Below are 22,922 nucleotides of genomic sequence, written 5' to 3'. Positions count from 1 at the left end.
ACGTCCTGTCCCTCCAGCTTCATTGCGAGGCGTTCATGCCCAGGCACCGACAGCTGCAGGTCCGTAACACCCGCAGGGCGTTCGTCGCGACAACGCGCCCCCTGCCAGCCCCCGAGTTCCTCCCCGTCCATCCGGGCGGGTCCGTGCAGCAGTACGAAAGACATCAGGAGAGTGCGGATGCTTGGTTCACGAACGTGGAGTCGGGCGATGTCGGCATGTGCCGTCGTTGCAAGCCTGCTCGTTACCCCCTTCGGGCCACACGGCTCGATCCACGCGCAGGCTGCCACCGGAACCATCCGGGGCAAGGTGACGAATGCCGCCGGCGCGGCCGTCCCCAACGCGCAGGTATTCATTGCCGGGACGCAAAACGGCGGGCAGACGGGCGCCGATGGTAGCTATTCCATCACCCGCGTCAACGTCGGCACCGTAACCGTTCGTGTACGCATGATCGGCTACGAGCCCACCGAAAAGGTGGCGACCGTGGCCGCCGGCGCGACGGCGACGGTGGACTTCTCCCTGAAAACGTCGGCGGTTTCCCTCGATCAGGTTGTCGTCACCGGTACCGCCGGTTCGGCGCGCAAGCGCGAAGTGGGTAACTCCATTGGACAGGTCTCCACGGCCGACCTCCCGGAAGTCCCCACCAACGTGTCCAACCTGCTCGCTGGTCGCGTAGCCGGTGTGCAGATCTCCGGCGGCACGGGCAACGCCGGTAGCGGCAGTGCCATTCGTTTGCGCGGTGCCACGTCGCTGGCGCTCAGCAATCAGCCACTCATTTACGTGGACGGTGTGCGTACCCGTTCCGATGAATATCCGCGCAATGGTATCTTTCAGGGTGCCACGCAGCGCGGTGCCAATTCCTACGGTAGCCCGCTCAACGACATCAACCCCGACGACATCGAGCGTATTGAAGTCGTGAAGGGCGCGGCGGCCACCACGTTGTTTGGTACTGACGCGGCGGCGGGTGTGATCCAGATCTTCACCAAGCGTGGCTCACAAGGCGCGCCCAAGTGGACCACACAAATCAACTCCGGCTTCCAGCGGTTGCAGCAGTTTGGTACGGACTCCGTGCCCCTGCTCAACATGGATGATTACGTGCGCGATGGTGGGCGATTGGGCATGCAGGCCCAGGTAGCCGGCGGCACGCAGAACAACGTGAAGTACCTGTTCTCCTTCGGCGCCGACAACAGCGACGGCGTGTTGGAACTCGACAACGAACGCAAGTATCAGCTGCGCGCGAACGTCGATTTCAGCCCGATGAAGAACATGCAGTTCAGCTGGAACACGGCCTACAACAATTCGCTCATCACGCAGACGCCGGCCGGCAACAACGCGCAGGGTGTGACGCTCAACGCGTTCCGGCAGAACCGCAACTACTTCGGCACGGCCAATCCCGACACCATCAAACTGGTGTACGGCCAGCAGCTCACCAGCAACATTGATCGCCTGCTGCTTGGCGCCACCACTACGTGGACGCCCCTTGAGCGCTTCTCCAGCCGGCTTACCGTCGGCTTCGATCGCTCCGCGATTGAAAACCGGAATGTGCGCCCCTACGGATTCCCGGGCGCCGTGCTGGGCATTATTCAGAATCAGGTCTGGTCCAACAAGATCATCAGCCTGGACTGGGCCAATAACTACGAATACACGACGGGCGACTTCAAGGCGACGCTCTCGGCGGGTACGCAGTACATCAACTCCATGGTGGGTGACGTCGTCGCCTACTCGGAAAACTATCCGGCGCCCACCAACCCCACGGTGGCCTCCGGTTCCCTGCGCAACGCCGACGAAAACCGCCTCAAGAACATCACCGGCGGCGCCTTCAGCCAGGCCTTGTTCGGCTTCAAGGACAAGTACTTCGTAACCGTTGGCGCCCGTGTGGACGGCAACAGCGCCTTCGGTGAAGACTTCGGCTTCCAGACCTATCCCAAGGCGAGCGCCTCGTGGGTGGTCTCCGACGAAGGCTTCTGGGGTGAAAAGCTCGGCACCTTGAAGTTGCGAGCCGCCTATGGACAGGCCGGCCGTGCGCCCACGGCGTTTGCTGCCGTACAGACGTGGGATCCGGTTGGTTGGGGTACCGCCCCCGCGGTGCGTCCGCTCAACCTCGGTGACCCGAACCTCGGCCCCGAGCGCACCACCGAAACCGAAATCGGTTTTGACAACACCCTGTTCAACGGCCGCTTCAGCATCGACTTCACGTGGTTCAAGGCCGTCACGGACGACGCACTCTTTTTCGTGCGCAACGTCCCGTCCAGTGGCTTCCTCAACAGCTCGCTGGGCAACGCCGGCAAGATCCAGAAGAGTGGTGTGGAAGCAGCCATTAACGCCACGCTGCTGGAAAAGGAGAACCTTGGCATACGGGTTGGCCTGAACGTCAGCACCAACCAGAGCAAGGTCCTCGACCTGGGCGGCACCCCGTCGTTCAGCATCGGCAACTTTGGCTGGGTGATCGAGGGCCAGCCGGCCCCGGTACTTCGTGGACGCCTCATCAAGAACGAAGACGAGATCGGGGCTCCGATTGACACCACCGTGAATCACACGTTTGGTCCGTCGCAGCCGACGCTCATTCTGTCGCCCTCGCTCAACATCACCACGTGGAAGGGCATCAGCATCTCGGCGCGTGGCGAGTACCAGGGTGGCGCCTTCATTAACGAAGACGCATCGTTCCAGGCGCTCTCCCGTTCGGTGCTCTGGCCCACCTGCACGCGTGCCTACGCCGCCATTGCCGCGTCACAGCCGCTCACGCCACGTGAAACGCTGACCTGCATTCCGCGGAACGCCCGTCAGGACATGTTCATTTTCCCGGCGGACTTCTTCAAGATCCGCGACATCACCGTCACGGTGCCGCTGGGCAAGCTCATCCCGAACACGGCGAGCAGCTCACTGGTGTTCTCCGCCCAGAACATCTTCCGGAAAAACATCGGCATGCCGCTTTTCGACCCCGAAATGTCGGGTAACGACGGATTCAACGTGGGCGCGCGCTATATCTCGGAGCACATTCCGGCGCCCGCGCTGTTCCTGACCTCCCTGCGCATCTCGTTCTGAGGCCTATAACCATGACGATGAATTTTCGCGCCCTTGTGCGCACAGCTCCCGTCGCGGTTCTGGCTCTTTTTGCCGGCTGCGACTTGAAGGTGACCAACCCCGGCCCTATCCAGGCCGAGTTCCTCGACAACACGGCGGCCCTGACGGCCGTGGTGAACGGCGCCGGGCGTGACCTGGCCGAAGCGCTCAACTGGACAGCTTACACTGGTGCGGCCGTCACCAAGGAAGTATTGCCGTCCGGTTCGACGGCGGCGTTTGGCATCTCGGTGCGCCAGCAGTTGGGTGTACTGTCCAACGACGACGGCGGTGACTGGTGGAACCAGGCGCAACGCGCACGATGGACCGCCGAGAATGGCGTGGCGCGGATCAAGGAAGTCCTGCCGACCAGTGCCACCAGCGCTACGCTGGCTCAGGGACTCATCTGGGTGGGATTCTCCAATCGACATCTGGGGGAGAACTTCTGCGACTGCGTCATCGACGGTGGCGCCAAGCAGGCGCACACCGTGTACTTCGAGCGGGCGGAGGCGGCTTTCTCCGAGGCCATTACGGTGGCCACGGCAGCCAACAACGCCACGCTGCGGGATGTGGCGACAGCTGGCCGTGCCTCGGTACGCCTGCTGCGCGGTAACCTTTCGGGCGCCTCGGCCGATGCCGCGCTGATCACGAACAACGCGTTCGTGTACCGGATGCCGTATTACGTAAACACCGTCGCTCAGTACAACCGCATCTATTGGGCGTCGGCCAGCCAGCCGTATCGGGCCCATACGGTGTGGGGCACGTTCTACGAGAACTATCGTCGCACCACGCGCGATCCGCGCGTGCCGTTCGACTCCAGCCTCACCATCCGCTTCGGCGATGCGGCGGTGGCAAGTCTGGGCGGACAGGTGCGGTGGTATTTCCAGACCAAGTATCCGGTCCGTGAGTCTTCCATCAACCTGGCCAGCGGCTGGGAAATGCGGCTCATCGAGGCGGAAGCACTGCTCGTTGGTGGCGACATCAACGGCGCACTGGCCAAGATGAATATCCGCCGCACGGCACTCAACCTGCCGTTGCTCACCGCAGCCAACGCTACGGACGCGTGGGTAGCCCTCAAGCGCGAACGTGGCATTGAGCTGTGGCTCGAAGGGCGTCGCATGGGTGACCAGCGTCGCTGGGCCACCTTGAACCGTCCTGGTGTCTCCGACGACATGACGGGGCGCAACCTGTGCTTCCCGATTCCGCTGTCGGAACTCGAAACGAATCCGAATCTTCGCTGATCGGCTTCAGAACAGACAAACGCCGCCGGGTGCTCGATGCATCCGGCGGCGTTTTGCTATTCACACGTTGAAAGGCTGCCAGTCATTGGAAGCCTTGGATGCCTTCGTGCCATCGGTTCGTGTCCGTTCAGCTAAGAACACCACAAGCAGTATTCAGAACTCGAAGTTCAACCCGATCGACGGCAGCAAACCGATACTCTCGTTGGGCTCCGGGCGGCGCAGCCGTGGATTCCACTGCGGCGCCGTACTGTTCTCGCGGTTCGTAATGTTCTGCAGATCGAGAAACGCAATCAGCTGGCGATTCCACAGCAGAAAGCGCCGATCCACCCGCACGTCGGCCGCAAAAAAGAGCGGCACCCGTTCGGCGTTGTAGCGTGCAAAGTCGAGCGTACCGGCCAGATTACCATTCAACACGAACGGCGTGTACGGCAACCCGCTGGAGCCGCGGATACGCGTGGCCACTTCCCAGCGCGCATTCGGACGCCACCCCAGAACGCCGTTGGCCAACACCGGCGTGTCAAAGGCGCCGCGCGTCGCGGTGCCATCAATGCCGGTAAAGCGTGTGCGATTCACGCTGGCACTGAGCTGCCCGTAGAAGGGCGAGGCTCCCAGCTTCTTTTGCAGAAAGACTTCTGCCCCGAAGGCACTGCCGGTCCCGGAGCTCTGCAACGGTTCAAGGCCAAAAGGAATATCGGTCGTGGCGTCATCAAATCCACTGGGGCTCAGTACCGCCTGCGGCCGGTATATCCGAGCGGGATAATCGCCATAGCGTTTCCCGTACACCTCCAATTGCACCTTGAGATCGCTGCCAATCACACGCGTAACGCCAGCCACGACCTGATCGGCACGGAACGGTTTGAGACGCGAGGCATTGCCCGCATCCCCCACCAGCCAGATATAGCTGGGCGCCTGCCAATACCGTCCACCGGACAACGACACGGTCGTGCTGGGCGTGACCTGAGCACTTACGCTCAGTCGGGGAGCAACGCGTACCGCATTCTCCAGGAAGCCATACCAATCACCGCGAAGGCCACCGGAGAGGCGCAATCGAGGGCGCCACTGCCAGGTGGCCTGCACATACGATCCATTGCGGAGCGCAGTGAAACTGGTGTCCACCCCAAACGGTTGCGGCGTCCCGTTTGGGTCGCGACGGGTGAAGCCGGCCAGTGTGGCGTTGTAGCGCAGGTCGCTGGCGTACTTGAAAATGGTGCCGGTTTCCAACTCGAGCCCCTTGCCGGCCAGCATCGTTACGTCGGTCCGGAGCGAGTTCTCCCCTTCGGTGGAGCGACTTTCGAAGATCGGCGACAACAGACTGTCGCGCTGCGCCGTCACATAGCGCGTCCAGGTACGACCGAGCGTCGTCGTCACCACGCCCCGGGGCAACAGGCGTTTCCACGTGAGTCCGCTGAAGTACTGATCCTGCGTGGGTGCGAGCACCTGCGAGTTGTCCACGCGATTGGAGTCACTGCTATTGTCAAAGGAAATCGTGCCGCGTGCGGCAATCGTGAGCGCACTGAACGCGTCACGACTGGTGGGTCGCCACGTGGCCTTGAGCGTGGCGTCGGTGTAGCTGGGAATGAAGCTCAGCCCAATCGCCTTGAAGAGCAGATCGAGATAGCTCTGCCGGACGTTGGCAATGAACGAACCGCGCGAACCAAGTGGCCCCTCCAGCACGGCGCCAACTTGCGAGGCCGCCACGTTCACTTCTCCTGCCACGCGCTCCCGATTGCCTTCACGGAGCGTGAGCGTCGTGGCAGACGACGTGCGATCGCCCAACCGCGCGCCAAAGCCTCCAGCGGAAAGTTGAGCGCTCTCGATAAACCGGATGTTGATCAGCGAGATGGGCCCGCCGGTGGAGCCCTGTGATCCGAAGTGATTGATGTTGGGCACTTCGATGTTGTCCACGACAAACAGATTCTCGAAGGGTGCCCCGCCACGCACCACGATGTCATTGCGCGCGGCGCTGGTCACCCCGACGCCGGGGGCAATGGAGATGGCGCGCAGCACGTCTTCCTGGGCACCGGGCTGACGTCGAACCTCTTCCGCGTCGTAGCGCTGCGTGGAAACGGGCGTGGACGCCGGCATCTGAGCGGGAAACGCCTCCGGACGCACGGTCACCGCGTCAAGCTGCACATCGATGGCGCGCAGCGTGATCGTCAATTCTGCGGGTTTGGCGGGCGACACGGCAATGTCACCGCGCAACACTGGGGCGAACCCCAGGCGGCGCACTTCAACGGTCACGATGCCCACCGCAACCCCGCGCAGGGTGAAGCGCCCGACGGAGTCACTCTGGGCCACCGCTCCCTGCCCGACGACCCTGATCGTGGCGCCGAGCACCGGGGCCTCCGTGACCGCCTCGAGCACACGGCCAGTGATCACTCCGGTGCCCTGCCCCTGTCCCTGCGCCGTCAGCGGCGCGAACACCAGGGCCGCGAAGGCGACAGCCAGCACCAGAATTCGCTGCAGCGCCATCCCGACGTATCCCATTACGCCTTCAGTGCGGCGTCGATGTCCGCGACCAGTGATTCAGGAGTCGCCGTGGGCGCGTAGCGCTTCATGACCTGTCCGTCCCGCCCAATGAGGAACTTCGTGAAATTCCACTTTACCGCGGTCGTGCCGAGGACACCCGGCTCGGCTTCACGCATCCACTGCCATAGTGGATGCGCCTGGTCGCCGTTCACGTCCAGCTTTGCCGACAGCGGGAACGTGACCCCGTAGCGCACGTTGCAAAAGCTGGCGATCTCGTCGGCGGAACCAGGCTCCTGATGCCCGAACTGGTCACACGGACAGCCAATGATGGTCAACCCTTTGGCTTCGTAGTCACGCCAGAGCTTCTCCAGTCCCGCGTACTGCGGGGTAAACCCACACATGCTGGCGACATTCACCAGCAGCACAACACGCCCTGCCAAGGGAGCGAGCGGGAGTGGCGCGCCATCGAGCGCCACAAGATCGAAATCGGTCAGCGTAGACATGCAAATATGGACGAGAAGATGAGATGGTGTTCGACTAGCTGTTATCCGTCGATGCACTGCAGCACAAAGGAGGCGTCAGCAACGGGGTGCCCATTCACCTGAATGGTGACGAGGTGTCTGCCGGGATAATAGCGGCGCGTGGTGATTGGTTTCACCGCGTGACGCCGAGTGACCGTATGGGTCTGTCCGGCGGAGAGCGTGAGGTGCCACCCCTTGAACACTTTGGGTGACGTCGTGCCGTCGGCTTTCACATGGTGCACGATGTAGTCAATCGTGAGCACCTGATCCTGCGACGCGTGACTCTGGAGCGTGACGCTGATGCCGATGTGCTCGCCGAGCACAATGCGTGCTGGTGTCAGGGTTATCGCGGCGGTGCCGGCGAAAGTGGCGCCGGTACCCCACGCGTGCATCACCCGGCGGTGTCCTTGCTTGATGAGCGTGCGGCTGGCGTGTCGCAGGAGCGCCCGTCGTGGTGCCGACGCATCAGGCAAATAGCGCTCCACCCACTCCGCCACCAGCTCCGGGTGATCCTTCGCGATATCGTTGAGGTGATTGGCGACACTCCGTCGTACATACTCGCTGTCATCATCGAGCAGCGCGGTGAGCAATGGCAGCGAAGGCGAAGGATCGGCGATCAGAGCCTTGAGTTGGAGCCCCCACGGCAGTCGTGGGCGTGTTCCTTCGCTCACTAGCCGTCGCACATGTTCACTGGGGTGATGAATCCATTGCTGCAGCGTATCGAACACCAGCCGTGGGTGTGCGACAATGAACGGCCGGATGGCGAACTCCGCGGTGAAGCGCTGGGTCATGTGCTGCAGACAGGCGAGACTGCGTACGGGATGTTCGAGGCCGCGACGGGCCACGAATTCACCCGCCGCCCAGAGGAACCATCCGGTGAGTCCCTGGTCAGGAGCACCGTGCGGGGCCAGGGCCCGTTCCAAGTGGGCGGCGGCCTCGTCGAAGTTGGTGGCGAGGTGCTCTTCCAGCGCGGTCGCGATGCACATGGCGCGCGCCTTGAGCTCAAGGGCGTCGAGCTGCGGCACCACGTCAGCGCAGAACCGCGCCGCATCAAAGTCCGCACTGGTGCGGGCCAAATGGCCGGCGGCGGCCTGCACTCCGTCGGCGTTGATGAACGTCTTGAAAGGCTCAGCCATAGGCGGACGACGTGGTCAAGGCACCCAGAATACGCGAAATCGGCGTGGCGGACCCGCGCCGCGGCTTCGGTGTAGCTTATCGGGTTCGGGAACCTGCTGTCCAATCGTCCAGCCCCGCTTGTCCTATGCGTACTCTGTTTGCCACCCTCGTTGCCGCCGGCGCACTGGCTATGGCGCCGTTCAGCCCCACACGCCTGGCGGCTCAGACGCCGGGGAAGCCCGGGGCCAAGGCCGCCGCATCAGCCAAGGCCGCGGACATCACGGGTAGTTATGCTGGTACGGCCATGGTCCCGTTGGGCGACAGCACGATTGTGGTGCCCGTGAGTTACCTGTTCACGGGAGCGGGCCCGACCATTGGGGGAACCGCCATGGTCCCCGGCCAGGGCACGGGTGCCATTAGCCATGTCGTGCGCGACGGACAAAAGCTGCGCTTCCGGGTCACCGCGCCTGAGAACAAGCTGCTGGAGCACGACGGCGTTATTGCCGCGAACGGCAGCATTGAAGGGTTTGTGAATCTCGACAACAAGCCCGTCGCAAAGTTCAAGATCGCCCCGGGAACGCTGGCCGCCCCCAAGGGGGCCTCAAAGCCGTCTGGGGCCCCCAACAAGCCCCGCGGCGGTGTGTTCTGATCCGTCAGGCGGCGGGGTGCCTCTCTACCTTCAGCAGCTGAAACGCCGCGTTGGACACCAGGCAGTAGGCCGCAAAGAAGTAGAATCCGGGGCCGGCCACGGCTGAAAGATTGGCCGTGCCCTTTGCCACCAGCAGCGCAATGAGCATCCCCACGGCGAATACGTCGGCCATGGACCACTTGCTGATGGCCTGAACCACGCGGTAGAGCCGATAGGCCACCGGGGAGTTCCGCCAGGCGAAGATGGGGACGAGAAGAGCGGCCTTGGTCAGTGGAACCAGCACACTGAACAGGAGAATCAGGCCGGCCACAAAATCATTGCCCGAATCGTGCAGACTGCGAATGGCGCCCACCACACTTCGTGTCTCATTGGTGAGTTCGCGCTCCGTACCGAACATTTCAATGGTGGCGCGAATGGTCAACACCGGCTCCACCAGCCCGGGCCAGAGCAGCGCCAGGGACACGAGGGACAGGGCCAAAGCCAGCAGGTTGCGTCGGGACATGCGGAGAATGGGCAGAACAGCGATGAAGGGGTGCTCAGGGGTACGCTAGCGCCCTCACGGCCCATTGGACACCCACCCCTGGCGAGCCGTACCTTAGGGGGATGCGAAAGGTTTCGCTTCACCTGATTAGCGCACTGCTGGCGCTCCCTCTGCTGGCCGGGGTGTCCCCCCGAGCCGCCTCGGCCCAAACCCCGACCGTTCCGGAGCCCACCGAAGAAAGTCGCCGGCGCCTCGTGGCCCGGCGGGCGCTGGGTCGGATCACCGTTGACGGGCGGCTCGACGAGGCCGACTGGCGCAGTGCGCCCGTGGCCGGAGATTTTGCCCAGGCGCGCCCCGACTTTCTACCCACCACCCGCTACCCCACGGAAGTGCGGGTGCTCTACGACAATGAGCATCTGTACGTGGCCGCCTTCAATCGCGACAGCGCCGGCATGTCGTCACTGCGTATGCCCGATCTGCGCCGCGACTTCGAGCCCCCCGAAAACGATGTCTTTGGCGTGACGATCGGCCCCATGGGCGACCGCCGAACCGTCCTGCAGTTCAGCACCACCCCGTTGGGGTCGCAGGCCGATGTGCAGGCCTTTGACGGCGGTGATGCCTTCAACTTCAACTGGGATGCCCTCTGGCGCGTGCGGACCACGCGCGCGGACAGTGGGTGGATTGCCGAGTTTGCCATCCCCTGGCGCTCGCTGCGCTATGCCCCGGGACTCACCTCGTGGGATATCAACTTTGTGCGCAACACGCGGCGCGTGGCGCAGTGGAGTGCGTGGATGCCGTACCCGCGGCAGCTGTCGTCGTGGCGTATTTCGTACGGCGGCGTGCTCGACTCCATTCAGCCTCCCCCCCCACGCACCAACGTGCGGGTGCGCCCCTATGTATTGGGGCAGCGGGTCACCGATAAATCATCCGCCGCATTCAACGGCAGTCTGGGGGATGTCGGGGGTGAAGTCATCTGGGCCCCCACGGCCAACAGTTTGTTTGAGGCCACCGTCAACACCGACTTTGCACAGGCAGATGTTGACCGCCAGGTAGTCAACCTCACGCGCTTCAACGTGTTCCTCCCGGAACGCCGACAGTTCTTTCTGGAGAATGCGGATCTGCTGAATGCCGGCGGACTGGGCTCGGGCACCATTGGCGGCATTGGCGGTGTGTCGGGGCGCTATTTCGTGCAGCCGTTCTTTACGCGGCGCATTGGCCTGGGTGACGACGGCACACCTCAACCCATCGATGCCGGCGCACGCTACGCGTATCGGTCCGGGCGCACCACGGCGGGGGCGTTGGCCATGCGTACGGCCGCGCTGGGCACTCAGGGCGCTACCACCTTTGGCGTCGTGCGCGGTAGCCAGTTCTTTGGACGCTCCACCCGCCTGGGCAGTACCCTCGCACTGCGAGACGGTGATGTCACCGACGTGAACGGTCTCGTGAGCGGTCGCCGGAATGTCATGGTGGCCGTTGATGCGCTGTCGCGCATCGGCGAGCTCACGCAATTCACCGGCATGCTCTCGGCCTCCAACGAAAATGGACGCACGGGACTGGCCGGAACCTATGGCATCACCCGCAATACGGCTACATCGCTGGTTGGCGTGCTCGGCGCGGTGGTCACCAAAGACTACAATCCGCAAATGGGGTTCGTGTCACGTCCGGATGTCGTGATGACGAATCCGTTCATCACCTGGACGCTGCAACCCCGACGGCTCCCCACCGCGATTGTGTGGCTGCGCCATGGCCCCAATGCCATTGCCTTCAACGATCCGCAGTCGGGAGCATTGCAGGAGGCCAATGTCACCTACTCGGGGGAAGTGCTCTTCCGCAATGGAGCCACGATTTCGCCCGCGGTGGAGTACAACGTCCAGCGTCCCACCCTGCCGGTTACGCTCTTTCCCAATGTGCAGATCGCTCCCGGGGACTACAGCTACCAACGCGGCGGACTGACGTTCCGCAGCGATCAGAGTGCGAAACTGGCCACCACGCTCACGACGACAACGGGCGCCTTTTTCGACGGGTCGCTTGATCGGGCGGAACTCACCGCGCGATGGTCGCCCAGCCCGTACGTCTCGGTGCGGGGTGCCTATGAAGTCAACCGCCTGCGATCGCTGGGCACGCGCGACTCCAGCTTCATCACGCACCTGGCTGGGCCGGAGCTGCGGGTATTTCTCAATCCGCGTATCCAGTGGAGCGCGTTCTATCAGTACAACACGGCCGCGGAGCGTGCCACGCTCAACGCGCGCTTCAGCTGGGAGTTTCTCCCGTTGTCGTTCTTGTACATCGTCTATAACGACCGACAGGCGGTACAGAGTGGCAACACCCCCCTGGCCCGTTCACTCATTGTAAAGCTGTCGTGGCTGGGGCAACTGTAGTGCGCGCGGACTGACGCCGGTCAGTCTTTGCGCACAGGGCCAACTATGCGAAACGTCTCTGGGTCCTCGAGCCCCATCAGCCAGACCGAGTAGCCCCGAAACCCGAAGCGTCGCACCAGCTGCAGCTTCTCCCGAAACGCGCGGGCGTCTTCAATCCAGGCGTGTTCAAAAACGCCTGCGCGTTCCCACATGGCGACCCAGGCTTTCTGGGTGTCATCCCAGCGTGGCGTGGCCCCGGCGTCGCGCACAATGCGCATGACGGCCGCATAGCCGATATCGTCGCCACGGGCGCGCGCGTCACCGGTGCGCGGGTCATAGTGCGGATACCAGTAGTCCGAGTAGCTGGCCAACCCAAGGGAAATCTTCTCCGGCGCAACACCCAACGACAGCAGATGCTGTACGCTCGCCAGCATCCACGGGTACCCCGCCACCGGCCCCGGCGTCGATCCACCAGTATGCTGGGCGTACGTCATGTAGCTGAGAAAATCGAGGACCCCGGCAAGCGCCTTGTAATCGTAGGCCGCCCGCCACATGTCGTGCATCCAGTGATGATAGGGCAACACGCCGCGTCCACTGCCGGTACTGGGAACGACCGCGGCGGACAGCGAACAGCCTGCCGCGTGCACCGAATCGGCCCCCACGCGCGCGAAGTTGGTGAAGGCATCGCGATCACTGACATGCAAGTTCTCCAGATCCAGCTGAATGCCGTGTACGCGTTCCTCGCGACAGATGCGAGCCATTTCCGACGCGGCACGCGCGCGGGCGGCGGGGTTGCTTACCAACGTATGCAGTACCGCCGCGTCAAATCCGGGATTCATGACCAGAGGCATGAGCTTCACATTGTGCGCCTTCGCAATGGCGACAATGCGGGCATCGGTGCCACCCCGGAGCGTACCGGTACTGTCAAACGCGTACACCTGCGGCGCAACGATACTCACCGACGCCGCATGTGTGGCAAAGCTGGCAATTCCGGCGCTGTCGTTCCGGATGTACCAGATGGCCTCCAACGATCGCTGGGCCGCCAGCTCTGGACCAGTCACACACAGCGCGCACAGCAGCAGGAAATTTCGCATCACGACAAGCTGTCATGGCGGCGCCTCGCCCAACAGACCTCGGCAGCGACGCGGACATTGGACAGGGCGCTGTTCAGGTAGTAATTCAGAAGACTCATTCCCTCTGCTCCGAGCCCAGTCATGCGTTATTCCCCAGCTCTCCGTGCCGTCCTGATTGGCGCGGTCCTGCCGTTCGTGGGGCAGGCCCAGCGTGCGCCCCGCGCTGGCGCCGCCCCCGCCGCCAACGCGGCCCCGTTTGATTCCGCCGCCCTCGCCGGACTCAAGGTCCGCATGCTGGGCCCCTTCCGCGGCGGCCGGTCCACCGCTGTCGCCGGCATTCCCGGACAGCCCCATGCGTTCTTCATGGGCAGCACCGGTGGTGGCCTCTGGCACACCGACGATGCCGGCGCCACGTGGCGCAACGTCTCGGATGGATACTTCGGCGGAGCCATTGGCGCCGTGGCCGTGGCCCCTGGCGACCCCAACGTGGTGTATGTGGGCGAAGGCTCCATTGACCTGCGTGGCAACACCTCCATGGGGCGTGGCGCGTGGCGCTCCACCGACGGCGGCCGCAGCTGGCAGTCCATTGGCCTCAAGGGTGCCGGTCAGATAGGACGTATTCAGGTGCATCCGTCCAATGCCGACGTGGCCTATGCCGCGGTGCTTGGACGCCCCTTTGGCCGCAGCGCCGAGCGTGGTGTATTCCGCACGCGCGACGGCGGCCGGAGCTGGGACAAGGTGCTGTTCCTAAACGATTCCACGGGCGCGTCGGACATCGCGATGGACCCCAAGAACCCGCGCATCCTGTACGCCGCCATGTGGCGCGCCGAGCGCAAGCCCTGGACGATGATCTCCGGCTCATCGGAGGGAGGCATCTGGCGCTCCACCAACGGCGGCGATACGTGGATCAAGCTGGCCGGTGGACTCCCCACGGGACTCACCGGGAAGATCGGCCTCACGGTGTCGGCGGCCAACCCGCAGCGCCTCTGGGCGCTCATTGAAGCCGAACCCGCCGGTGGGGTGTATCGCAGCGATGACGGCGGTACCAGTTGGACCCGCACGAACAGCGAGAACAAGCTCCGGCAGCGTGCCTGGTACTACACGCACGTGCGCGCCGATCCCGACGAAGAAAACGTGGTGTATGCACTGAACACCTCGCTGTACCGAAGCATCGATGGCGGTGTCACGTTCAGCGAAGTGCGCGTGCCACACGGCGACGTACACGATCTATGGATCAATCCCGCCGACAAGCGCATCATGATTGTGGCGGACGACGGCGGGGCGCAGGTAACGCTCAACCGAGGTCGCACGTGGAGCACGTATTGGAACCAGCCAACGGCGGAGTTCTACGACGTGATTACGGACAACCGGTTTCCGTATCGCGTGTACACGGCGCAGCAGGACAACACGACCATCAGTGTTCCCAGCTGGTCATCGTCCAATGCCTTGCACCCGTTTACGGATTATCGATACGCGTCCGGCTGTGAGACCGGCCCCGTGGCCCTGCACCCCGACGAACCCGATGTGATCTGGGGCGGGTGCTATGGTGGCGCCATCAACCGCTGGGACACCCGTACCGACGATCGGCGCAACGTCATTGTGTACCCGCAGCTGCAGCTTGGACAGGCGGCCAAGGATCTCACGTATCGCTTCCAGTGGGTGGCCCCCATTCTGGTATCGCGGCACAACAGCAATGTGGTGTACCACGGCGCCCAGTATTTGCTGCGCACGCAGGACGGCGGACTGTCCTGGGATCGAATCTCTCCTGACCTCACGACCAACACGCCCGAACATCAGGTGGCCAGTGGTGGCCCCATCAACAACGATGTGACCGGCGTGGAAATTTTCAACACCATCTTCGCGCTGGCCGAAGACCGGAAGGATGCCAAGACGCTCTGGGCCGGCACCGATGACGGCCGCGTGCACATTACCCGCGACGGCGGGGGCACGTGGAGTGAGATCACGCCGCCGGGGATGCCGAAGTACGGCACGGTGGAGGAAATCGCGCTCTCATCGCACGCGCCCGGACGTGCCTATCTCGCCGTGCAGGCGTACCGCATGGACGATTTCCGTCCGCATTTGTGGCGCACCGACGATTATGGCCGCAGCTGGGTGAAGCTGACTGATGGACTGAACGGCATTCCGGCCGATCATCCCCTGCGTTCAGTGGCGGAAGATCCCAAGGTCGCGTCACTGCTCTACGCCGGTACGGAGTACGGGCTCTACGTTTCCTTCGATGCGGGAAAAGCGTGGCAGCGCATGCCGGGGCGCCTCCCCATCACGCCCATCGCCGATCTGGAAGCGCGGCACGACGATCTGGTGCTCTCCACGCAGGGTCGTTCGCTGTGGATCGTGGATGATCTGGCCCCGCTGCGAGAGCTTTCGTCGTCCATTGTTGCATCGGCTGCCCATTTGTTCACGCCGAGCAACGTCATTCGTGCGCAGCGCGGTGGCGAGTCGTTCGATCCTATTCCCGAAGTGCCGGATATGGCCGACAACGGGGCGGCCATACACCTCTGGCTTGGTACTGCCGCCACGGCACCCATTACGCTGGATATTGTGGACGCGCAGAAGCGGGTGGTGCAGCACTTCAGCTCGGACAGCGCCGAGGCGCGCCGCGCTCAGAGCAGCCGCTTGCCAACGGCGCGTGGTCTGCACCGGATTGTCTGGGACATTACGTATCCCGGGCCGCTGCGTGTGGAAGGCGTGGTAACCTGGGGCTATCTGGGTGGCGTGAAGGCACCGCCGGGCGATTACGAAGCGGTACTCGTGGCCAACGGTGTCACCATGCGCAAACCGTTCAAGGTGCTGCCCGATCCGCGATTGTCGAACGTGTCGGCGGCGGATTACGCCGAACAGTTCCGCGCGGCGAGTCTGGTGCGTGACTCCATGAATGTGTTGAGCACCACGCTGGGCGACTTGCGTGACGTCCAGAAGCAGAAGGATGCCTTGCTGGCCGCTGCGAAACGGGCGGGGGCCGAAGCCGCCATTGGCGCACTGGCTGACACGCTCGCCAGCAAGCTCACGAAGCTGGAGGTGCAGCTCTCGCAAGTGAAGAGCAAGAGCGGCCAGGACCCCATTCGGTTTGCCGGTCAGCTGGATAACCAGTGGGCGGAACTCTACGGCAATCTCACCGGCAGTAACGGCTACATTAACGGCGGTGTGGATGGGCGCCCCACCAAGGGCGCGGTAGAGCGGCTCACGGAACTGACCAAGCGGTGGGCGGTGTTGCGCGCCCAGTGGACGGAGATCCTCAACAAGGACATTCCGGCGCTCAACGCAGCAGCGAGCCAGCTCAAGCTGGGGGCGATTGCCCTGCCCAACCGGACCATCGTGCCGTAGCGGACGGCGCTACACGCGCACCAGCAGCGAGCAACAGGTGACGGCGCCTTCGGCCTTGGCCAGTTCGTCGGCGGCGACCGTCACCACGCGATATCCGCGCGCGCGCAACAGCTCGAGCGTGCGCGGATAGCTGTCGGCGTAGAGCAGGGCATCATCCAGTCGCACCACATTGGCGCCCATGGGTTCGTTTGCGTGTACGGGCACGACGTCCAAAGGGGCCAGTGCCTCGGCATCCACCCACTGCGGGTTGACGAGGACCGTGCCGTCGTCGAGCGCGGTCACGGCGGTCTTGAGGTGCAGACACCCGCGCACGTTCACCGGGATCACCGTGTAGCCGAATGGAACGGTAAGCGCGGCCAACTGGGCAATGCCGTCATCGTTGGTGCGGTCGGTACGACCAACGTAGATTCGGCGCGCCACGACCAGCACATCGCCACCATCGACAGTGCCGGGGCCCTCGATGAACACCAATGGCCGGAACGGCTGTAGCGCGGCCACCACGCCGGCCGTTTCACCGCGACGACTGTCGGCACCAGGTCTGGTGATGACCGCGACTTCGTCCAGCACCACCGCGGTATCCTCAATGAACACGGCATCGGGGTGCTGCGGGGCAGGCTCAACGTGCCGGATGTCGCAGCCAAGTGCGGCCAAAGCCCGCTCGTATTCCAGGTGCTGACGATCGGCGCGGGCCACATTGATGGGCGTGCGATCGATGTGGGTAATCTCGCAGTCCACGATGCTGGGGCTTACCGCTCGTGTAAGCGCAATAAAGGGCATGAGGGCCGGAAAGCTGGTGGGTGAGGAACGCGACATGAGCGGGACTGGAACTGGTGCTCTACATTCTGCCCATGACGCTGCCATCTGCCGCACCGAAGCACAAGCTGGGCCTCATTGGCGCCACGGCTCTGGTCATGGGCAACATCATTGGCGTGGGCGTGTACATGCTCCCCGCCTCATTGGCACCGTTCGGCTGGAATACCATCACGGGCTGGGGGATAACACTCAGCGGGTCGCTGTGCCTGGCCTGGGTGTTCGCGGTGCTGGCGCGTCATCTGCCGCACGCGGGGGGCGCCACGGGAATTCTGGGAATGGCGCTGGGTCCCGCTCCCGCCTTTGTGACGGCGTGGGGGTACTGGGTCTCGGCGGCCGTTTCCAACGCGGCCATCTGCATTGGTGGTGTGAGCTATCTCGGGCGGCTGGTTCCACCGCTCGCGCAGTCGCCAACACTCTCGGCGATAACCGGGTGCGCCGTGCTGTGGTTGCTTACCGCACTCAACTCTCGCGGGCTCAAAGCATCCGGTGCCACGCAGGTGATCACCACGGTGGTGAAGCTGTTGCCGTTTGTGATGGTCATTCTGGTCACGATGCTGCTGTTGTTCACCAACGGGATGGCCTCCATTGCCCCGTTTGATGCGTCCACATTGACGTGGACAGGCGCCACCGGTGCGGCCGCCCTCACGCTGTACTCCATGTTGGGGCTGGAGTGTGCCGCCATGCCGGCGGATGTGGTCAACAATCCGGAACGGACGGTGCCGCGCGCCACGATGCTGGGGACCATTCTGAGTGGTTTGCTCAGTCTGGCTGTCACAGGGGCGCTGGTGCTGCTCATGCCGGCGGCACAGCTGGCGCTGTCGGCGGCTCCCTTGGCGGATTTCGTCACACCCACGCTTGGCAGCGCGTTCGGCGTGGTCATTACGGTGTGCGTCATCATCGGCGCCTTTGGCGCGTTGAACGGCTGGGTCCTGGTGGTGGCGGAACTCCCGGCCGCCCTGGCCGATCAGCAGATGCTGCCACCGTGGTGGGGCGTGCGTAATGCGCGCGGAGCGGCGACGAACTCGGTTGTGGTAAGTGGCGTATTGGCCAGTATCCTGATTGCGCTGAGCGCGAGCCCACGACTTTCGAACGCGTACCAGTTTGTTCTGCTGCTCTCCACCAGCACGTCGCTCATTCTGTATTTGCTGGCCCCGGTGGGCGCCCTGGTGCTGGCCCGTCGCGGTGTGGTGCCACGGTCGGCTGGACTGGTCATTGCGGCGGTGGGCGCCATTGCCTTTGCGCTCTCCGCGTACGCTGGCGCCGGCCGCGACGCCGTACTGTGGGGGCTCGTGCTCACCGCAGCCGGCATCCCGCTGTATATCGTGATGGCGCGCCGCCGCGCACTGACCTGAACAGCGGCACCAGCACCACAGACAGGAACAGATGGGTCACAGAGGGAACGAGGATCCAGCCAAACGGCCATGGACCTGTATCGGTAACGGAGCTGGCTAACGTCGCCCGTTGTATCCGCGCTCCATCAGTGACCCATCAATTTCTATCCGTGGTGCTGTTGTCTCACTTTACGCGTCGCGAATACGCTTGCCGAGCGGCGCCCAGGAGACCATCGCCAGCTTGAAGTGCGCAAGACCGAAGGGAATACCAATGATGGTCACGCAGAGCCCAACGCCAGCGGTGATGTGGGCGATAGCCAGCCACAGTCCGGCGAAGAGAATCCAGAGGACATTGGCAATACCGGTCCCCACGATGCGCTCTTCCCCAACCTCGCGCGCGTCCACCAGCGTGCGACCAAATGGCCAGGCCGCAAAGGGGGCGATACGAAATGCGGCAAAGGCCCACGGAAGTCCAACCACCGTGAGGGCAAGCAGCGCACCGGCCAGCATCCATCCCAGCCAGGCGAAAAAGCCGCCGAAGATGAACCAGAGCAGATTGATGAGGAAGATCATGTGATAACATACGGCCCCGGAGAACGTGAAGTTTCTCCGGGGCCGTAATGCATCGTACCAACGGGCGTATCCGTCAGGCGGCGCGCCGCTTGTCGTTGGCCGCTTTGCTGGCCTTGAGCAAACGGTGCACCGTGGTGCCGGTAATGAGCCGAACGCCGCGCTGGAATGTGAGATACTGATACGCCCACTGCACCACCACCGTGAGGCGATTGCGCATGCCTACGAGATACAAAATGTGCACAAACAACCACGTCAGCCAAGCAAAGAGGCCACGAAGCTTGGCGCCGCCAATTACGGCGACGGCTTTGTGCCGCCCAATGGTCGCCAGGTCACCCTTGTTGAAGTAGCGGAACGTTTCGCGCGACGAACCTGCCACCGTATGGGCAATATTGCGCCCCACCAACTCTCCCATCTGATTGGCGGCTGGCGCCACCGCGGGGACCGGCTTGCCATCGTCGGTGGTGGTGGAGGCAACGTCGCCGGCACAGAAGATGTACTCGTACCCCGGCACGCTGAGATCGGCGTTGAGCGAGACGCGGCCGGCACGATCGAGGGGCACGCCAAGTTGCTTGGCCAGCGGCGAAGCCTGATTGCCGGCGCCCCAGAACACCGTGTGCGCATCAATGCGCTCACCACCGGCCACGACACCATCGGCGTCTACTGTGGTAACGACACAGTTGGTGCGCACTTCCACACCAAGGGCCTCCAGATCCCGCTGCGCCTGCGCCGAAAGCTCTTCCGGAAACGCCGGCAGAATACGTGGACCGCCTTCGAGCAACAGCACACGCGCCTTGCTGGGGTCGATGCGCCGGAATTCCCCCTTGAGCGCATGGTGCGTGACTTCGGGGATCATCCCCGCGAGCTCTACACCGGTGGGGCCACCCCCAACAATCACAAACGTCAGCAGGGCGTCGCGCTCTCCCACCGCACTGGCCCGCTCGGCCGCTTCGAACGACAACAAAAAGCGGCGGCGCATCTCCAGCGCATCCTCAATGTTCTTGAGCCCCGGCGCAAACTGCTCCCACTCCGGATGACCGAAATAGGCATGTCGCGCACCGGCCGCCAGCAGCAAGAAGTCGAACGACAGCAAGACACTGCCGCCATCGAGCGACACCGTCTTGTCGGCCGGGTCAATGCGATCGACATCGGCCATGACCACCGTGGCGTTCTGCTGCTTCCGCAGCAGCCACCGGATTGGCACGCTGATGTCGGCCGGGTTGAGCACAGCCGTGGCCACCTGGTACAGCAGCGGCTGAAAAAGGTGATGATTGGTGCGATCCAGCAACGTGATACGCACCGGCGCATCGGCCAACGTTCGCGCCGCCGCGAGTCCGGCAAACCCTCCGCCCACGATCACGACATGCGGACGTGGATCAGCGAGGTGGGTGCCCGTGCCGGTGAGCGAGTGATGCACGCGGAGATCGGTGACACCGGCGTGGTCCAAAAGGCTCTGGTCGGTACTGGCGGCGGTACGAAATGGCATTGGCAGCTCGGTCGGTTAGGTCACTATACATACGCTTGGCCTTGTGAAAAGTTTCACAAGATGAATGGGAGAGCACTTTTGTGATCCCCCCTCCTCGACCGTTCACCCCGTCGTTCGCCAGTAATACCACTCCCGGACCGGACTCCACCCTTCCTCCGTGGCCCGCTCCGCGCCGTGCAGGCACACCTCGCTCGCCACCGTCGCCCCGCGGAACTGCTCATCCAGATCGACCAGCATCTCGCGCGTCTCGCGCGTCGTGGGCTTCGCGCGCAGCCGCAAGGCAATTTCGTGGCGAACGTCCACATCCGTGCGGAAATCGTGCTCGGCCACCTGATGCCGTTCCACATAGTCTACAATACGCGACCATTGCGCCACCAATATCGGCAGCGTGAGCCGAGCGAGATTGGTGGGCGCGGTATCGTGCGTCACTTCCCTGCCCCGCCTTCCACGCCCGCGAGAAATGCGCGGAGCGCCGCCATGTACTCCGTCGGCTTTTCGCGCATCGCCGCGTGAGCCGCGCCAGGAATGACGACCAGCTGCGCATTGCGCATGGTGCGGCGGAACTCCTCCAACGTGGTAGGACGCGCTTCGTCAAACTCCCCGGCAATGAACAACGACGGCTGCAGCACGTCATCCATGTCGGCAGCGCGTGTCCACGTTTTCAGGGACCCGGTGCTCTTGAACTCCGTCGGTCCCCACATCTGCTGGTAGATGGTGTCGTTCCCTGCCACCCCGGCACAGCGCGGTTCAGTAGGGACGGGCAAGCGCGTCACATGCCGCGCGTAGAACGAATCGGTAGCGGCTTTGTACGCCGGGGAGTCGAGCGTCCCCTTCTGCTCTTCCGCGTCCAGCACAGCGCGAATCGTTGCGGGCAACTCCGCCCGCAGGCTATCGGCGTCGGCAATCCAGCGCGGCGTGGAGATGAGCGGGCTGCTGAACACCACACTCACCACGCCGGTGGGCTTGGCCGCAATCATGTACTCCGCAGCCAGCGCCCCGCCCCACGAATGCCCCAGCAGGTGCAGCGTATCGAGCTTGAGTGCCTTGCGCACCGCGTCGACCTCCTGCACAAAGCGCGGGACGTTCCAGAGCGAGGTGTCGGTGGGGTGATCCGAACGCCCCGAGCCCAGCTGGTCGTAGAAAATGATGGGCCGCTCCCTGGCCAACGGGGCGAGCACTTCAAAACGACACGAGGTACCGCCCGGACCACCGTGCAGCGCCAGCAGCGGAATGCCCGGTCCGTTCCCGAGTTTGCGATACCACACCTTGCCGCCCGGCACCTCAATCATCCCCTCTTCCGACACCACCGTATCGGTTGCAACCGAGGGGAGTGAATCAGTGCGCGCTGCATCGGAGGCGGGGGCACAAGCGCCCACCGCGATAGCGAGGCCGAAGCCAATCAGAAGCCGTTCCATGCGCTGAAGCTACAGCGTGACGCGTCCCCCTGCCTGCCCGCGCATCCCAACCCGAGGATGCGTCCGGTCTGGGCATGCCGCATGTGAGGCGGCACGCGATTCGCCTCACCGCTTCCGGAACTTCCCGTCGGGTTTCGCGGCCACAGCAGATGGGGCTATCGTATAGCCATGTACTCCGCCTGTCTGTATTGCAGTGATCGCTTCGGGAGTAATGAGACCGTGGAAAGATGCCCGAGAAATTGCCGCGATTGTCCATCGCCTGTTGATGCCATCATGGCTCAACGAGCGCGTTACTCGCTTGCGCGGAGGCGGCGAGCCGTAAGTGCAGCCAACTGATCGGCGAGCACGACCCGATCAAGGTGGTGGCCACCGGCAAACGCCACCGTTTGCGCGGCAGGTTGCCATTGCTGCAGTGTCGCCAGCATGGCCGCCCGCGTTTCCGGCGAAACGAAACCATCGTCTGTTCCGGCCACCAGCGTGACCGCCGTGTTGTGCAGCACATCACGCATGCGCTGATCGTCTACGTCGTGCGCCACCCCACCAGCCCAGGCCACGAACGCATCGGGCGCCAGCCCGCCGTGGGCCAGCCAGCGGGTTGCCGTCGCCACCCCCTGCGAAAAGGCCAACACTCCCACCGGCACGTTCCCCGTGGCGGCCAAGGTCTCGGCGGAGAGCAGATCCAGCCACCGCAGGGTATCCGCAATGTCATCCTCACGGGCTTCCCGGGTCATCCACGTGGCGCCGACCCGTTGCAGGTGAGCCCCGTCGGTCCGAGGCATGTCCACGTAGAAGCGCGAGAGCCCTTCGGGCGCAATGATGCATGTATCGGGGGGTACAGCGCCCGCGAAATGTCGCAGAAACCGGGGCGCAAGCTGACCATAGCCGTGCAGCACAAACCACACGCGTTGTGCCTCGGCAGGTTCGGTTCCCAATACCGCATAGCGGGCCGTACGCGCCGTCGGCCGCGTGCGGAGGCGGATGTCGTCTTGCGGAGATGCGTTCAT

General features: G+C 63.7%; 17 protein-coding genes. 6 read left to right on the top strand and 11 right to left on the bottom strand.

The features are described 5' to 3' along the window. Nucleotides 1-207: 207 nt before the first annotated feature. Both GEMMAAP_RS05855 and GEMMAAP_RS05850 read left to right on the top strand, forming a co-directional pair. On the top strand, nucleotides 208-3,039 hold the full coding sequence (locus GEMMAAP_RS05855) for a TonB-dependent receptor domain-containing protein (RefSeq protein WP_026849849.1): 2,832 nt from the start codon (nucleotides 208-210) through the stop codon (nucleotides 3,037-3,039). Between the two features lie 11 nt (nucleotides 3,040-3,050). Continuing rightward, nucleotides 3,051-4,295 (top strand): RagB/SusD family nutrient uptake outer membrane protein, encoded by a 1,245-nt coding sequence (locus GEMMAAP_RS05850; protein WP_043581032.1) that lies wholly within the window; start codon nucleotides 3,051-3,053, stop codon nucleotides 4,293-4,295. 153 nt (nucleotides 4,296-4,448) lie between these two features. Here GEMMAAP_RS05850 and GEMMAAP_RS05845 read toward each other — a convergent pair whose 3' ends face one another. From GEMMAAP_RS05845 to GEMMAAP_RS05835, 3 genes are read right to left on the bottom strand one after another with little or no spacing between them, the layout of a single operon-like run. Then, nucleotides 4,449-6,767: a TonB-dependent receptor gene (locus GEMMAAP_RS05845; protein ID WP_158514749.1), complete on the bottom strand. Its 2,319-nt coding sequence runs from the start codon at nucleotides 6,765-6,767 to the stop codon at nucleotides 4,449-4,451. Nucleotides 6,768-6,781: 14 nt separating this feature from the next. Next, nucleotides 6,782-7,267: a glutathione peroxidase gene (locus GEMMAAP_RS05840; RefSeq protein WP_026849852.1), complete on the bottom strand. Its 486-nt coding sequence runs from the start codon at nucleotides 7,265-7,267 to the stop codon at nucleotides 6,782-6,784. Nucleotides 7,268-7,308: 41 nt separating this feature from the next. Further along, entirely contained in the window at nucleotides 7,309-8,421 is a 1,113-nt protein-coding gene (locus tag GEMMAAP_RS05835; protein ID WP_026849853.1) for a DNA alkylation repair protein, read from the bottom strand. A gap of 125 nt (nucleotides 8,422-8,546) precedes the next feature. Here GEMMAAP_RS05835 and GEMMAAP_RS05830 point away from each other — a divergent pair, with 125 nt between their 5' ends. After that, entirely contained in the window at nucleotides 8,547-9,050 is a 504-nt protein-coding gene (locus GEMMAAP_RS05830) for a hypothetical protein (RefSeq protein WP_026849854.1), read from the top strand. 4 nt (nucleotides 9,051-9,054) lie between these two features. On the opposite strand, the gene GEMMAAP_RS05825 is transcribed toward GEMMAAP_RS05830, so the two are convergent. Then, the gene (locus GEMMAAP_RS05825) at nucleotides 9,055-9,552 is read right to left on the bottom strand and encodes a paraquat-inducible protein A (protein WP_026849855.1); all 498 of its coding nucleotides are present in this window, start codon (nucleotides 9,550-9,552) and stop codon (nucleotides 9,055-9,057) included. 101 nt (nucleotides 9,553-9,653) lie between these two features. Between GEMMAAP_RS05825 and GEMMAAP_RS05820 the strand changes: the two genes are divergently transcribed. Next, on the top strand, nucleotides 9,654-11,909 hold the full coding sequence (locus tag GEMMAAP_RS05820) for a carbohydrate binding family 9 domain-containing protein (RefSeq protein WP_053334208.1): 2,256 nt from the start codon (nucleotides 9,654-9,656) through the stop codon (nucleotides 11,907-11,909). A gap of 20 nt (nucleotides 11,910-11,929) precedes the next feature. On the opposite strand, the gene GEMMAAP_RS05815 is transcribed toward GEMMAAP_RS05820, so the two are convergent. Continuing rightward, the gene (locus GEMMAAP_RS05815) at nucleotides 11,930-12,982 is read right to left on the bottom strand and encodes a glycosyl hydrolase family 18 protein (RefSeq protein WP_026849856.1); all 1,053 of its coding nucleotides are present in this window, start codon (nucleotides 12,980-12,982) and stop codon (nucleotides 11,930-11,932) included. 120 nt (nucleotides 12,983-13,102) lie between these two features. Between GEMMAAP_RS05815 and GEMMAAP_RS05810 the strand changes: the two genes are divergently transcribed. Further along, on the top strand, nucleotides 13,103-16,303 hold the full coding sequence (locus tag GEMMAAP_RS05810; protein WP_026849857.1) for a VPS10 domain-containing protein: 3,201 nt from the start codon (nucleotides 13,103-13,105) through the stop codon (nucleotides 16,301-16,303). Between the two features lie 9 nt (nucleotides 16,304-16,312). Here the strand turns inward: GEMMAAP_RS05810 and GEMMAAP_RS05805 are convergent, their stop codons facing one another. Further along, nucleotides 16,313-17,116 (bottom strand): dimethylarginine dimethylaminohydrolase family protein, encoded by an 804-nt coding sequence (locus GEMMAAP_RS05805; RefSeq protein ID WP_202969193.1) that lies wholly within the window; start codon nucleotides 17,114-17,116, stop codon nucleotides 16,313-16,315. 35 nt (nucleotides 17,117-17,151) lie between these two features. Here GEMMAAP_RS05805 and GEMMAAP_RS05800 point away from each other — a divergent pair, with 35 nt between their 5' ends. After that, complete coding sequence (locus tag GEMMAAP_RS05800) at nucleotides 17,152-18,468, top strand: amino acid permease (protein ID WP_026849859.1); 1,317 nt, start codon at nucleotides 17,152-17,154, stop codon at nucleotides 18,466-18,468. A 168-nt stretch (nucleotides 18,469-18,636) separates the two neighbouring features. Here GEMMAAP_RS05800 and GEMMAAP_RS05795 read toward each other — a convergent pair whose 3' ends face one another. The 5 genes from GEMMAAP_RS05795 to GEMMAAP_RS05775 all read right to left on the bottom strand — a co-directional run bounded on the left by GEMMAAP_RS05795 (nucleotide 18,637) and on the right by GEMMAAP_RS05775 (nucleotide 22,922). Next, entirely contained in the window at nucleotides 18,637-19,020 is a 384-nt protein-coding gene (locus tag GEMMAAP_RS05795) for a YccF domain-containing protein (protein WP_026849860.1), read from the bottom strand. 73 nt (nucleotides 19,021-19,093) lie between these two features. Then, the gene (locus tag GEMMAAP_RS05790; protein WP_082821098.1) at nucleotides 19,094-20,503 is read right to left on the bottom strand and encodes an NAD(P)/FAD-dependent oxidoreductase; all 1,410 of its coding nucleotides are present in this window, start codon (nucleotides 20,501-20,503) and stop codon (nucleotides 19,094-19,096) included. Nucleotides 20,504-20,605: 102 nt separating this feature from the next. Further along, nucleotides 20,606-20,932 carry a hypothetical protein gene (locus GEMMAAP_RS05785; protein ID WP_026849861.1) on the bottom strand — a complete coding sequence of 109 codons (327 nt, stop codon included), beginning with the start codon at nucleotides 20,930-20,932 and terminating at the stop codon, nucleotides 20,606-20,608. Next, nucleotides 20,929-21,918 carry a proline iminopeptidase-family hydrolase gene (locus GEMMAAP_RS05780; protein ID WP_082821097.1) on the bottom strand — a complete coding sequence of 330 codons (990 nt, stop codon included), beginning with the start codon at nucleotides 21,916-21,918 and terminating at the stop codon, nucleotides 20,929-20,931. The genes GEMMAAP_RS05785 and GEMMAAP_RS05780 overlap by 4 nt, the downstream gene beginning before the upstream one ends. A 290-nt stretch (nucleotides 21,919-22,208) precedes the next feature. After that, on the bottom strand, nucleotides 22,209-22,922 hold the full coding sequence (locus GEMMAAP_RS05775) for an alpha/beta hydrolase (RefSeq protein ID WP_053334209.1): 714 nt from the start codon (nucleotides 22,920-22,922) through the stop codon (nucleotides 22,209-22,211).

Source organism: Gemmatimonas phototrophica, from assembly GCF_000695095.2.
Taxonomy (GTDB): domain Bacteria; phylum Gemmatimonadota; class Gemmatimonadetes; order Gemmatimonadales; family Gemmatimonadaceae; genus Gemmatimonas; species Gemmatimonas phototrophica.
This window is presented reverse-complemented; position numbering and strand designations above follow the sequence as displayed.